Here is a 13,544-nt window from a genome sequence, read left to right as displayed (position 1 = left end):
TGTGCTCCTCGTCTCCTTCGGCCGGCCGGTGACATCCTCGACCTGGGCGGCATCACCACCGCCCGTGGCCGCTCGACCAGGGGTGCGTCGGCGAAGCACGCCTGGGGGCGTCGTCACCGCTCGGAAAGCCAGCGGTGGGGGATCCAGCGCGAGGGATGCTTCTCGGGCGGGCGGGTGTCGTCGACGAGGAACGTGAGACTGTTCATCACACCCACCACCCCGTCCACCCGCCAGGAAAGCCGGACAGCCACCGGGATGTCGCTACGGCGTTCCAGGCGTCCCTCCAGCGTGGCCATCCCGTCGTGGACCGAGACGATGACGATGTGGGGCGGCAGGCACATGGCATGGGTCAGGACCTCGTCGATGATCTCCTGCCGGATCTCCTCGTCCGTGCGCAAGAAGACCCGCAGCAGGTCACGGCGGGTGGCGATGCCGACAAGGCGGTCCTCCTCGTCCACTACGGGCAGTCGTTCGATCTGGTGACGCTCCATCACCCGCGCGGCGTCCGCGACACGCTGCTCCGGGTGCACGGTGATCGCGGGTGTCGACATCAGCTGCGCGGCGGTCATGGCACGGGCCTTGGCAGCGGTGACTCGGGCCTTGCGGCGCAGCGCCGGCAGCCGGGAGCGGATGCCCTGGGCTCGCCGGGCCCCCGCCGTCTGACGGCGGACCAGGTCGGTCTCGGAGATCACCCCGAGGACCTTGTCGTCGGCGTCCACCACCGGCAGGCCGCTGATCCTGTGCCGGGCCAGCAGCTGTGCCACGTCCTTCAACGGCGTCTCCTGGCAAGCCTGGACGACGTCGGGGGTCATCACTTCGCCGACCTTGGATGTCTTCACGGCAGTTCCCTTCTCCGCTGGTGTCCGTGGGGGCACCGGCCTCTGCCGGTGCCTGTGGAGCGATCGCCTTCCCCGCGTACGGCCGCTGCGGGCCGTCCTGTGCCGCCACAGTGCGAGGTGCCGGTGGCCTGCATCGGGGGCCGGAACTCTCGGGTACGGGCGGCCGGTCCGGCCGCTGCCGTCCCGTTGGCCCGTCCCGGGTGGCCGGCCCTCGATGCCTCTACAGCCTTCCGTGCACCGGATCGACGGGGCAGGGCCGACCGGCCCTGAGCCACGAGGCGAACTTTCCTCCTGTCGCCTGGACCCGGTCGGTGACGACGCCGCCACGGCGTCGGCCGCAACGATCGTCCGCCGGAGCGAGGACGGGTGTGTCGCCGCCGTGAAGGAGCGCCGGTCGGCCCTGGCCGTGGCGCCATCAGGCCCATGCACACCGGGCGTGTTCGGGGGAGCGTGACGGGTGAGAGCAATGGCGTAGGCACTGGATGTGGGAGGCACGATGAGCGGTGTGGTGGTAGTCGGTGTGGACGGGTCTGCGTCGAGTCTCGCCGCGGTCGAGGCCGCGGCGCGGGAGGCACGGTTGCGCGGGGCGGGACTGCGGGTGGTGCACGCGTTCATCTGGCCCGCGCTGCACGTGCCCTTGGGCCCGTCACCTTCGGGCCCGCCCGAGGGCGGGCTCCGGAACTTGGCCGACCGTCTGGTGGCCGAGGCGGTCGAGCGGGCGCGCGCCGCGGCACCCGAGGTCGAGGTCAGCCATGCCGTCGTGCCCGGAGAGCCACTGACGGTCCTGGAGGCGCAGTCGCGTGCGGCCGAGCTGGTGGTGGTCGGGTCCCGCGGCATGGGCGGGTTCGTCGGGCTGCTGGTCGGGTCGACGGCCGTCCATCTGGCGGCACATGGCCGGTGTCCGGTGCTGGTCGTGCGGGAGCAGCCGAGTACGGAAGGCCCGATCGTGCTGGGCGTCGACGGCTCGGCGGCGGGTGCGCCAGCGGTGGACTTCGCCTTCGCCGAGGCCGAGCTGCGGAGGGCGCCGCTGGTGGCGCTGCATGCCTGGACGACCTGGAACGCGCCGATGCACGCGCCGCAGGACCCGTCGCTGCCCTACGCGAACCCGCCGGGCGCTCTCGCCGGGGAGGAGGAGCGACTGTTGTCCGAGGCACTCGCCGGACGCCAGGAGCGGTACCCGGGTGTGGTGGTGGAGCGCCGCGTGGTGCATGGCGGGACGCGGGAGGAGCTGATCGAGGCGAGCAGGTCCGCCCAGCTGGTGGTGACCGGAGCCCGGGGCCGGGGCGGCTTCGCCGGCCTGCTGCTCGGCTCGGTCAGCCAGGCCCTGCTTCACCACGCCCACTGCCCCGTCACCGTCGTCCGTGGCAAGGAGTGACCGTGCCCGAGGAGCGGTCCACGGCAGGGAATGACACCCTGCCCGTGCAGACCACGGCCGTAGACCACGCCCTGCCGGTACCGACGCCCCGGCAGCCGGACGCCTACCGGCGCGACGCCGCCGAAGTGGCGGACTTACTGGCCGTGCTCCCGGCCACGGGCCTGACCACGGCGGACGCCGAGCAGCGGGCCGCCGCCTGGGGCGCCAACGTACTGGCCGAACCGGTGCGCCGACCGCAGTGGCTGCGCCTGCTGGACCAGTTCCGTAGCTGGCTGATCGGCATCCTGCTCGCCGCCGCCGCCGTCGCCGGAATCATCGGCCAGATCAAGGACGCCCTCGTCATCACGGTCGTCCTGCTTATCAACGCCACCATCGGCTACCTGCAGGAACGCCGCGCCGAGCGCAGCCTGGAGGCCCTGCGTCAGATGCTGGTCCCCACGGCACGCGTGCGCCGCGACGGCCAGGTGAAGGAGATCCCGGCCGGCACCCTGGTGCCCGGCGACGTCGTCCTGCTGGAAGCCGGCGACCGTGTCCCGGCCGACGGGCGCCTGGTGGTCGCCGAGTCGGTCGAGGCGGGCGAGTCCGCGCTGACCGGCGAGTCCCAGCCCGTCACCAAGACGACCGCGCCCACCGGGGCCGACGGTGCCGGGCCCGTACCCGTTGCCGAGCGCACCGGTATGCTCTTCATGAACACCGCGCTGACCCGCGGCCGCGCCGAGATGATCGTCACGGCCACCGGCATGCGCACCGAGGTCGGCGCGATCGCCGAAGCGTTGCGGACCGGCGCGGAACCGCCAAGCCCGCTCCAGGTCCAGATGGACGGCCTGGGCCGACGCCTGGCCCTGGTCAGCGGCATCGCCGTGGCCGCCTATGCGCTCGTGGCCCTCCTGCGTGGTGAGGAGATCGCCGACCTCGCGCTGCGCGCGGTGGCCCTGGCCGTCGCCGCGATTCCCGAGGGCCTGCCGGCCGTTCTCGCGCTCACCCTGGCCCTGGGCGTCCACCGCATGGCCCGCCGCGGCACCATCGTCAAGCGCCTGGCCTCCGTCGAGGCACTCGGCGCGGCGACCGTGGTGTGCAGCGACAAGACCGGCACCCTGACCCTGAACGAGATGACCACCCGCGCCCTGTGGGCCGCCGGGCGCGCCTATGAGGTGACCGGAGAGGGATACGACACCGAGGGCACCGTCCGCCCTGTGGACGAGCGGCACGGCCGGGACCCGCACGATGCGGCCCTGCACGACGAGGCCAAGCGCGATGTGACCCCGCATGACGCGCCTCTGCCTGCCCTGTGCGACGCGGTGCTGCCCTTCGCGCTGTGCAACGACGCCCGTGTCACCCCGGACGGCGTCATAGGAGACCCCACCGAGGCCGCCCTGGCCGTACTCGCCGCCAAGGCCGGTGTCGACGCCGGACTCCGCGACCGCATGCCGCGTACCGGTGAGATCCCCTTCGACCCGGCCGCCAAGTACATGGCGACCTTCCACACCGACGCGGAGGACGGGCGCGTCCGTGTCCACGCCAAGGGAGCCGTCGACGTCCTGCTGGAGCGCTGCACCCACGTCCTGACCGAACAGTGCCGCGTCCCCCTCGACGCCGAGCGTCGCCGTGAGGTCACCGACGCCGCCCGGCGGATGGGCGGTCAGGGCCTGCGGGTCCTCGGGGCAGCCACCGGCACCACGGACCGGTCGGCCCCCCGGGAGGTGACGGGACTGACCCTGACCGCGATCGCGGGGATAGCCGACCCTCCGCGTCCTCAGGCCCGCGACGCCGTCGCCCTGGCGCAGGCCGCCGGCGTCACCGTCAAGATGATCACTGGGGATCATGCCGACACCGCCGCCGCCATCGCGCGCGAACTCGGCATCACCGGCGACGTCGTCTCAGGCACAGAACTGGCCCGGATGAGCGAGCAGGAACTCGCGGACCGCATCGAGGACTTCGGTGTCTTCGCCCGCGTCGCCCCCGAACACAAGGTGACCGTCGTCCGCGCGCTCTCCGAGAAGGGCCACATCGTGGCCATGACCGGAGACGGCGTGAACGACGCTGCCGCCCTGCGCGCCGCCCACATCGGCGTCGCGATGGGCATGACCGGCACCGACGTGGCCAAAGAGGCCGCCGACATGGTCCTGACGGACGACGACTTCTCCACCATCGTCCGCGCGGTCCGCGAGGGCCGTTCCATATACGACAATATCGTCACGTTCGTCCGCTTCCAGCTGTCCACCAACATCGGCGCCATCCTCACCCTGCTCGCCACCGTGTTGGCCGGACTGCCCGCGCCCATGTCCGCAATCCAGCTGCTGTGGGTCAACATCATCATGGACGGACCGCCCGCCATGACCCTCGGCATCGACCCGCCGCAGGACAACGTGATGCGGCGTCCGCCCCGCCCGCCCGGTGAGCGCATCCTGAACGCCCGCCGCCTGGCCGCCATCACCCGCTCCGGCGCGGTCATGGCCGCAGGCACCCTGGCCGTCTTCGCCGGCGCCCGGCACCTCACCGACACCGCGACCGCCGCCACCATGGCCTTCACGACGTTCGTCCTCTTCCAACTGTGCAACGCCCTGGCCGCACGCGGCGAGGACGGCCCCGTCCTCGGCCGCCACCAGCTGCACAACCGCGCCTTGTGGATCTGCCTGGCCACCGTCCTGGCCCTCCAGGTCGTCGCCGTGCAAGTGCCCATGGCCCAGGGAGTCTTCGACACCGTGCCGCTCAGCCCCGCCCAGTGGGCGATCTGCCTCACCACGGCCTCCACCGTGCTGCTGACCGAGCACGCCTGGCGCACCTGCCGGACACGGCTCGGCCGCCCGGTGGACGCGACCCACCGGCGCTGACGGCCGGACCCGGAGAACGCCTCTCCGAGCAACTGCCGACGACCGGCAGCCTTCGGGGAGCCCGCGCCAAGGTCCTGATGCCGGACACCGGCAGGTGAACCGGCACCAGGACCCGGCTTTGCGCCGTGGCCGTCGCCGTCGCGGGGCGGAACGAACGGGGTCGGGCATGCGGCCGTTCTTCGAGGCGGTCGCGGGCCGGCCCTTCGGTTCACCGCCCTGACCGCCGCCCCGTGGGCCATGCCGCAGACCGCCTGAGGCACGCTGGCGAAGACGCCGGAGGCAGCCCTAGCCGAGATCATCGCGGGGCAGTACGAGGTGCCGATCGGTCTCCTCGGGCCCCTGGTGAAGGACCTGGGGGTGCAGCAGATGTAACTGCTCAGGGCGGACGGGGTGTTGGAACGCAGAACGGAACGGCGCAACGTTGTCCCCGCGGGTCGCCGCCCATCGGCTCGGCATCAAGTCTCCGCAGAACGTGAACGCCTTCGACGTCCTTGTCACGGGTCCTGGTGGAGGCCGAGGAGCGACGCCGTCGACATGGCGCCTGGCCCCAGTGCGGTTCTTCCTGTACGCCGACCACCGCCGGAGGTCCGCCGTCGGTGGTCCCCAGGCCTGGAGACGGCTGGTGTGCTCTCACATGCCGTCGGCCGTCGGCCGTCGGCAGCCGGCAGCCCGAAGAGCCGGAGCCGGTTCCTTCCCGTCCGGCTTCGGCCCTTCGGGATGTGTCAGCGGCTGTCGCTGGTCTGCGTCCCGGGAAGCGCGGCGCGTCCGGCCTCCAGGCGGGCGACCGGGACGCGGAACGGTGAGCAGGAGACGTAGTCCAGTCCCGCGCCGTGGAAGAAGTGCACGGAGTCCGGGTCTCCGCCGTGCTCGCCGCAGACCCCGATCTTCAGCCCGGGCCGGGCCGCGCGGCCCTCTGCGACCGCGATCTCGACCAGGCGGCCGACACCATCGCGGTCGATGCTCTCGAACGGGGACACCTTGAAGATGCCCTTGTCAAGGTAGGCGGAAAAGAACGCCGCCTCCACGTCGTCGCGGGAGAAGCCCCAGGTGGTCTGGGTCAGGTCGTTCGTGCCGAAGGAGAAGAACTCCGCCTCCTCGGCGATCCGGCCCGCGGTCAGAGCCGCCCTCGGCAGCTCGATCATCGTACCGACAGGGCACTCGACGGGCACTCCGGTGGCCCTGCTGACCTCGGCTGTCACCTGTTCCACCTCCTCGCGTACGAGCCGCAGTTCCTCGACCGTGTCGATCAGGGGAACCATGATCTCCGCACGCGGATCACCGCCCGCCCGCCTGCGCTCGACGACCGCCTCGGCGATCGCCCGCACCTGCATGGCGACCAGTCCCGGTGCCACCAGCCCCAGGCGTACGCCGCGCAGGCCGAGCATCGGGTTCTCCTCGTGCATCCGGTTCACGGCTCGAAGCAGCTCGGTGTCGTGCGCGCTCGGCGGGGTTCCGTGTGCCTCGGCCGCAGCGACGCGGACGGCGAGTTCGGTGCGGTCCGGCAGGAACTCGTGCAACGGCGGATCCAGGAGGCGGATGGTGACCGGCAGACCGTCCATCGCCTCCAGGATGCCGACGAAGTCCTCCCGTTGCAGCGGCAACAGCGCGTCCAGTGCTCGCTCGCGTTCGGCGTCGTCGCGGGCCAGGATCATCGCCTCGACCAGCTGCCGCCGGTCGCCGAGGAACATGTGCTCGGTCCGGCACAGCCCGATGCCCTCGGCGCCGAACCTGCGGGCACGGGCGGCGTCCTCGGGGGTGTCCGCGTTGGCCCGCACCCCCAACCGCCGTACACCATCGGCATGTCGCATGGCACGGGCGACGGCGTCGACCACTCTGTCCGAGCCCTCACTCGTGTCGGCGCTCCTCTCTGTACCCGTCTCGAAACCTGCTTCGAAGTACCGCATCACCGCCGAGTCCACCAGCGGGACGGCGCCCGGGTAGACGGCGCCTTCGGAGCCGTCGACGGAGATGACCGTGCCCTCCTCGACGGTGCTGCCGCCCGCACTGAAGCGCCGGCCCTGCGGGTCGACGGAGATCTCCTCGGCGCCGCACACGCATACCTTGCCCATGCCGCGGGCGACCACGGCGGCGTGGCTGGTCTTGCCGCCGCGGCTGGTCAGCACGGCCTGGGCGGCGATCATGCCGGGCAGGTCGTCGGGGGTGGTCTCCTGCCGTACGAGGACGACCTTCTCCCCGGTCGCGGCGCGCCGTACCGCTTCGGCGGAGTCGAAGACCGCAGCGCCGGCCGCGGCGCCCGGCGAGGCCGGAATGCCGCGTGCGAGGGCGTCCCCGACGGCGGAGGCGTCGAAGCGGGGGAACATCAGGCGGGCGAGGCCGTCGCCGCTGAGGCGCGCCAGAGCCTCGTCGGGGGTGATGAGTTCCTCGTCCGTCAGCGCGGCGGCGATGGCGAACGCGGCCTCGGCGGTGCGCTTGCCGACCCGGGTCTGCAGCATCCACAGTCGGCCGCGCTCGACGGTGAACTCGATGTCGCACAGGTCCCGGTAGTGGGTCTCCAACGTTCGCATGTGGTCGTGGAGCCGGACGAACGCCTCGGGGTTCAGCCGGCCCAGTTCGTCCAGGGCGACGGTGTTGCGGATGCCCGCGACGACATCCTCTCCCTGCGCGTTGGTCAGGTAGTCGCCGTACAGGCCGGGGCGCCCTGTTGCCGGGTCCCGGGTGAAGGCGACTCCGCTGCCGGAGTCGGTGCCGAGGTTGCCGAAGACCATGGTCTGGACGTTGACGGCGGTGCCCAGGTCGTCGGGGATGTGTTCGCGGCGGCGGTAGAGACGGGCGCGCTCGCCGTTCCAGGACTCGAAGACGGCCAGGACCGCGCGGCGCAGTTGCTCGGCGGGGGACTGCGGGAAGTACTCGCCCGTCTCTTGGTGGATCAGTTCCTTGTACGCCTCGACGAGCTCGGCCAGATCGACCGCGTCCAGGCCCAGGTCGTCGGCCGCGCCGCGGGTTTCCCTGAGGCGGGCCATCACGGTCTCGAACAGCGCGCTGTCGACGCCCATGACGGTGCCGCCGAACATCTGCACAAGGCGGCGGTAGGAGTCCCAGGCGAAGCGTTCGCTCCCGGAGGACTTCGCCAACCCCAGCACGGACTCGTCGTTCAGGCCGATGTCCAGGATCGTCTCCATCATGCCGGGCATCGAGAAGCGGGCCCCGGAGCGGACCGACAACAGCAGAGGGTCGTCCGGCTGCCCCAGCCGCCGGCCGGCGGCCTGCTCCAGGATGGTCAGGTGCTCGGAGATCTCGCCGGCCAGGCCGTCCGGTTCGGAGCCGGTGGCGAGGAAGGCGCGGCAGGCTTCGGTGGTGACGGTGAATCCGGGCGGCACCGGCAGCCCCATCCGGGTCATCTCGGCCAGGTTGGCGCCCTTGCCACCGAGCAGGTCGGCCATGTCACGGCCGCCCGCGGTGAAGTCGTACACGTAACGGACCACGACGGTGTGCCCTTTCATGCGGCTTTCCCAGGGAAGGATGTGGGGCTCGGTCGTGTCCGCCGGGCGTCGTGGCCGGTCGGCGCACGACCCACGGCGGACAGGCTCGGTCGGGTCACGTCTCGAAGACGATGCGAGCCTTGATGCGACCGTCGAGGACGTCGGCGATGGAGTCGTTGACGGTGTCCAGTGGGCGGGTCTCGTAGATCACCTTGGTGCGTCCGGCTGCGTGCAGTTGGAACACCTCCGCGAGGTCCTGGCGGGTGCCGACGATCGAGCCGATGACGGAGGTGCCGTTCAGGACGGTGTCGAAGATCGGCACCCGGATGGTTCCGCCGGCGGGCAGAGCGACCATGACCAGCTTGCCGCCGCGCCGCAGACCGCCGTAGGCGGAGGCGAACGCCTGCTCGTTGACAGCCAGCGCGATGGCGGCGTGCGCGCCGCCGTGCTGCTTCAGCACCTCGGCCGGGTCCTCCTTGCGGGCGTCGATGAGGATGTCGGCCCCCAGCTCGCGGGCGAGGTCGAGCTTGTCGTCGGTGACGTCGATCGCGGCCACCGTGGCCCCGGCGATCTTCGCGTACTGCACGGCCAGGTGCCCGAGGCCGCCGACGCCGGAGATCGCCACCAGCTGTGTCGGGCGGACGTCTGCGACCTTGAGTGCCTTGTACGTGGTGACTCCGGCGCAGGTCAGCGGGGCGGCGTCACGTGGGTCGATGCCGTCGGGAACGGGGGCGGCGAAGTCGGCCGGGGCGAGCATCTTCTCGGCATAGCCGCCGTCCGCGCTGTATCCGGTGTTGCGCTGCCGCTCGCACAGGGTCTCCCAGCCGGACAGGCAGTGCTCGCAACGCCCGCAGGCCCAGCCCAGCCACGGAACCGCAACCCGCTGTCCGACCTCCAGGTGGGTCACGCCGTCGCCGAGCGCCTCGACGATGCCAACGCCCTCGTGGCCGGGGACGAACGGCAAAGTGGGCTTCACCGGCCAGTCACCATGCGCAGCGTGGATATCGGTGTGGCACAGCCCGGACGCCTCCAGCCGGATGCGGACCTGGCCGGGACCGGGTTCCGGATCCGGACGCTCCTCGATGACCAGCGGCTGGCCGAAGGACCGGACGACTGCTGCCTTCATCGCGCAACTCCTCGGTTCTCTGACTGTTCTCTGTATCTTCAGTGCGGTACCAGCGTCGAACGGGTGCCGACGCGGTGGGCAGGTCCTGGACGTCCCCGCCCATGGGCCCGCTCGGCCCTCGAGACGCACGTGAACCGGCCCGCAGTCGTGCGGGACGACGGTGACCGGGGGCGGCGTGCTGCAGCACCGCGTGGACCACCGGGCCGATGCGCTTGCCGAGCGTCGGCCGGTGCACCCGGCGGCCGACGACCACGAGTCCGCATCGAGCGGCGGCCTTCAGCACGACGACGGACGGGCGAGATCGACCGCGCGGTGCGGGTACTTCTCCCGCCACGGCACCAGAGCGCCGGACAGCACCTTCTCCGCCTGTCTCGTGATACCGCGTTCCGGCCGGCCTGTCGGCCCACAACGGGGCCGTGCCGGTACAGCGGCGGCAGGCTCGGCGCGTGCACGGCGCGCAGTGCGGCCTTGCGGGCGGCGGCCGCGGCGAAGGCGAAGTCCGGCAGCGGCGTGGCCGGGTCGCCGAGGTCGTCGAGTCCGACGACGACCTCTCGACCGTCCCGCTGGCAGCCGAGTGAGCGTTCGCCCGCACCATGAAACCCCCACGGATTCGGGACCAGCGGGCCGCGGACGACTGCACCGCCCTCCTTCCGAGCCTCACGACCGGGTGGCCGCCGTTTCCGGGGCCGATGGTCCCGACTCGGCCGGTGTGGTTCCCGTGGGGAGCTCCGCACGGTCTCGTGAGCGGCTTCGGCAACGCCCGCTGCGGTTCGGCGGTGCCCTGGAGAGGCGCTGGGCTGCATCGCATGCTGCTCCGTACACGATGGGTTCCTCGCGCGCGGGCGAAGCCGAGCGTGAGGGAGCGACCGGCTACGAGGGGTGCGGCAGACGATTGACGGCACATCGCGGCATTTCCGGCGTAGCGTGCAGACGGTTCGGCACCGGTCGGCGCCCGGTGGGCGATCAGAACCGGTACGCGTGGGAATGTGAGAACGTCAGAGCGAAATGGGCCGGTCGGCCCTGGCCGTTCGGCCCATGGATCGCGCAAGATCTGTTGCGGGGAAGGACTGGTCCCGCCCATCCGGCGGTTTCCGGTTCCTGAGACATACGACATAGGACAGGAGCCGTCGATGGCGGACAGCGAACGACCCGGTAGTGACAACCCGATCCGGGTCTTCCTCATGGACGACCACGAGGTGGTCCGGCGCGGTGTGCGCGACCTGCTGAACGACGAGTCGGACATCACCGTGGTCGGCGAGGCGGGCACGGCGGAGCAGGCCCTGGTGCGGGTTCCCGCGCTGCGCCCGCAGGTGGCCGTGCTCGATGTGCGGCTGCCCGACGGCGACGGCGTGACCGTCTGCCGCGAGCTGCGCTCACGCATGCCGGAACTGTCCTGCCTGATGCTGACCTCGTTCGACGACGAGGAGGCTCTGCTCGACTCGATCATGGCTGGCGCCTCCGGATACGTGTTGAAGCAGATCCAGGGCACGGACCTGGTCTCGGCCGTCCGTACCGTGGCCGCCGGCCAGTCGCTGCTCGACCCGAGCGCCACCACCAGGCTGATGGCCCGGCTGCGTCAGGCCCAGGAGCCGGAACCCGAGCCCGACGCCCTGCCGGGGCTGACCGACCGGGAGCGGGAGATCCTGGCACTGATCGGTGAGGGCCTGACCAACCGCCAGATCGGCCAACGGCTCTACCTCGCCGAGAAGACGGTCAAGAACCACATCTCCCGGCTGCTGGCCAAGCTCGGTGTGGAACGGCGCATCCAGGCCGCGGTCATCGCCACTCAGGCCCAGGACAGGCTGAAGCAAGAGGGTCACTGACACCCGCGCGGCGAGCCCGGGCCGAAGGTCCCCCGGCTTGTCCCCGTACGGCCCATGTCCGACCGCACCCCCCGACGCCAGGCTGGCAGCACGCAAAGACGCAGCGACGCGGATCGGACCGGGTCGATCGGGGAGGGCGACGGACATGAGCGTGCGCGTGGGCATCAACGGCTTCGGCCGGATCGGACGCAACTACCTGCGCTGTCTGCTGCAGCGCGCGGAAACCGAGCCAGGCACGGCCATCGAGGTGGTGGCGGTCAACGACCTCACCTCTCCGGCCGCGCTGGCGCACCTGCTGGCGTACGACTCGACGTACGGCCGTCTCGGCCGCGCCGTCGAGCACGACGACACCTCGATCACCGTCGACGGACAGCGCATCGCCGTGACCGCCGAGCGCGACCCGGCCGCCCTGGACTGGGCCGGTCTCGGGGTTGACATCGTCATCGAGTCCACCGGCCGCTTCCGCACCCGCGAGCAGGCCGGGATGCACCTGAAGGGCGGCGCCCGCAAGGTGCTGCTGTCCGTGCCCGGCAAGGGCGTCGACGCCACCGTCGTCATGGGTATCAACGAGGGCACATACGACGCGGAGCGGGACCACGTCATCTCCAACGCCTCCTGCACCACCAACTGCGTGGCCCCGATGGTGAAGGTGCTCGACGAGCACTTCGGCATCGTCAAGGGTCTGATGACCACCATCCACGGCTATACCAACGACCAGGTGGTCCTCGACGGCCCGCACAAGGACCTGCGCCGGGGCCGCAGCGCCGCGGTGAACATCATCCCCACGTCCACCGGTGCCGCCCGCGCGGTCGGTCTGGTCCTACCCGAGCTGGCAGGCACCCTGGACGGCATCGCCGTACGCGTGCCTGTCGAGGACGGCTCGCTGACCGACCTGAGTCTCGTCCTCGACCGGCCGGTGACCGCCGACGAGGTCAACGCCGCGTTCCGGGAGGCCGCCGACGGGCAACTGAAGGGCGTCCTGCGGGTCTCGGACGCCCCGATCGTCTCCCGCGACGTCGTCGGCGACCCTGCTTCCTGCGTCCTGGACGCCCCGCTGACCCAGGCCAGCGGTGAGCTGGTCAAGGTCTTCGGCTGGTACGACAACGAGTGGGGCTACACCAACCGCCTGCTCGACCTGACGGAGTACGTCGCCACCCGGCTCCCGCTGACCTGACCCGACCTCACCGACCGGGACGGGGACCGAAAGGGCAGGCCGCAGTGGGCCAGGACCGGGCGACTACCCGCTTCCTCAACTTGGCGACACCGTGGACATGCTGACGGACCTATGGGGTGTCGAGCCCTTGACCGCGGCCGGCCCTCTACGGAGCAGAACCTGGTGGGAAGGCCGAGGCGTAGTGCCTTCCCCGGGCGATCTTCTCGTCGCAGGTAGCTGCGAGAGGCCGGTCGGCCAGGGCCGCGAACGCGGAGCGGAGGAATGGAGGAAAGAGCAGTGACGGTCGTGCCGGAGCCATCGCTCCACAATACACACCCCCGGCCGTTCGGCAGGGACCTGGAGAGCCGGCCGGTCGCGGTCCCCATCGAACGGGGCGGCAGCCTTCGACGACCGCCCCGGACCCACACGCAAGACCTGTCGCCGCGCGAGCCTGTCTTCGGCCCGCCGAGGGTCACACCTCACCGCGGGCTGCTCGTGCCCCTGAGCTCGCGTCCGGTGACCATCTCGGAGCCGATCCGTACGAACACCGGTTCCTTCAGGGGCATCCAGGAGGTGAGGCCGGCCTGCGAGAGCCGTTCCTGCTCGGCGGGGTCGGACACCGCCGTGGCCCTCCCGGTGACCACCACGCTCCAACCGGACCGGGTCGCTGCGTCGAACTCGTCCGCCTCGAAGGCGATCACGACGCCGTCGATGGCGTGGACGAGGTCCGAGCCTTGCGAGGTGCACAGCACGACGGAGGTGTCCGTGTCCAGGGAGAAGTTGACGGGGAGGACCGCGGGTAGTGCCTGTCGGGTGTACACGACGCGGCCAACCGGCACCTTGGCCAGCAGGCGCAGGCACTCCTGCCGGTCGAGTTCGCGGAAGCCGTCTGTCTGGAACATCGGTACATCATCCGGCGTCGGTGTCGGCTGGGCTAGGGCCGGATGGCCCTAGCCC

9 protein-coding genes are annotated in these 13,544 nt (G+C 71.3%); 5 read left to right on the top strand and 4 right to left on the bottom strand.

Annotated features, from left to right (window positions below; genetic code table 11):
* Positions 1–113: 113 nt before the first annotated feature.
* A complete protein-coding gene (locus tag ACFXOM_RS25970; RefSeq protein ID WP_385039512.1) occupies positions 114–839 on the bottom strand; it encodes a CBS domain-containing protein in 726 nt (241 codons plus the stop codon).
* A 496-nt stretch (positions 840–1,335) separates the two neighbouring features.
* Between ACFXOM_RS25970 and ACFXOM_RS25965 the strand changes: the two genes are divergently transcribed.
* Together ACFXOM_RS25965 and ACFXOM_RS25960 are read left to right on the top strand one after the other, a co-directional pair.
* Positions 1,336–2,214 carry a universal stress protein gene (locus ACFXOM_RS25965; RefSeq protein ID WP_384941335.1) on the top strand — a complete coding sequence of 293 codons (879 nt, stop codon included), beginning with the start codon at positions 1,336–1,338 and terminating at the stop codon, positions 2,212–2,214.
* A 2-nt stretch (positions 2,215–2,216) separates the two neighbouring features.
* A complete protein-coding gene (locus ACFXOM_RS25960; protein ID WP_385039508.1) occupies positions 2,217–5,045 on the top strand; it encodes a cation-translocating P-type ATPase in 2,829 nt (942 codons plus the stop codon).
* 722 nt (positions 5,046–5,767) lie between these two features.
* Here the strand turns inward: ACFXOM_RS25960 and ppdK are convergent.
* Both ppdK and adhP read right to left on the bottom strand, forming a co-directional pair.
* Positions 5,768–8,488, bottom strand: a complete 2,721-nt coding sequence (ppdK, locus tag ACFXOM_RS25955; protein ID WP_384941427.1) for a pyruvate, phosphate dikinase — start codon at positions 8,486–8,488, stop codon at positions 5,768–5,770.
* 112 nt (positions 8,489–8,600) lie between these two features.
* Positions 8,601–9,611, bottom strand: a complete 1,011-nt coding sequence (gene adhP, locus ACFXOM_RS25950; RefSeq protein ID WP_384941331.1) for an alcohol dehydrogenase AdhP — start codon at positions 9,609–9,611, stop codon at positions 8,601–8,603.
* Positions 9,612–10,057: 446 nt separating this feature from the next.
* On the opposite strand from adhP, the gene ACFXOM_RS25945 reads away from it, so the two are divergent.
* The 3 genes from ACFXOM_RS25945 to gap all read left to right on the top strand — a co-directional run bounded on the left by ACFXOM_RS25945 (position 10,058) and on the right by gap (position 12,608).
* Positions 10,058–10,189 carry a hypothetical protein gene (locus ACFXOM_RS25945; RefSeq protein WP_384941330.1) on the top strand — a complete coding sequence of 44 codons (132 nt, stop codon included), beginning with the start codon at positions 10,058–10,060 and terminating at the stop codon, positions 10,187–10,189.
* A gap of 552 nt (positions 10,190–10,741) precedes the next feature.
* A complete protein-coding gene (locus ACFXOM_RS25940; protein ID WP_384941328.1) occupies positions 10,742–11,434 on the top strand; it encodes a response regulator in 693 nt (230 codons plus the stop codon).
* Between the two features lie 145 nt (positions 11,435–11,579).
* On the top strand, positions 11,580–12,608 hold the full coding sequence (gap, locus tag ACFXOM_RS25935; RefSeq protein ID WP_385039505.1) for a type I glyceraldehyde-3-phosphate dehydrogenase: 1,029 nt from the start codon (positions 11,580–11,582) through the stop codon (positions 12,606–12,608).
* Positions 12,609–13,066: 458 nt separating this feature from the next.
* Here the strand turns inward: gap and ACFXOM_RS25930 are convergent, their stop codons facing one another.
* Positions 13,067–13,489, bottom strand: a complete 423-nt coding sequence (locus ACFXOM_RS25930; RefSeq protein WP_384941325.1) for a pyridoxamine 5'-phosphate oxidase family protein — start codon at positions 13,487–13,489, stop codon at positions 13,067–13,069.
* Positions 13,490–13,544 lie beyond the last annotated feature (55 nt).

The organism is Streptomyces sp. NPDC059169 (assembly GCF_042755225.1).
Taxonomy (GTDB): Bacteria; Actinomycetota; Actinomycetes; order Streptomycetales; family Streptomycetaceae; genus Streptomyces.
Note: the sequence above shows the minus strand (reverse complement) of the source record. Positions and strands in the feature narration are given on the sequence as shown.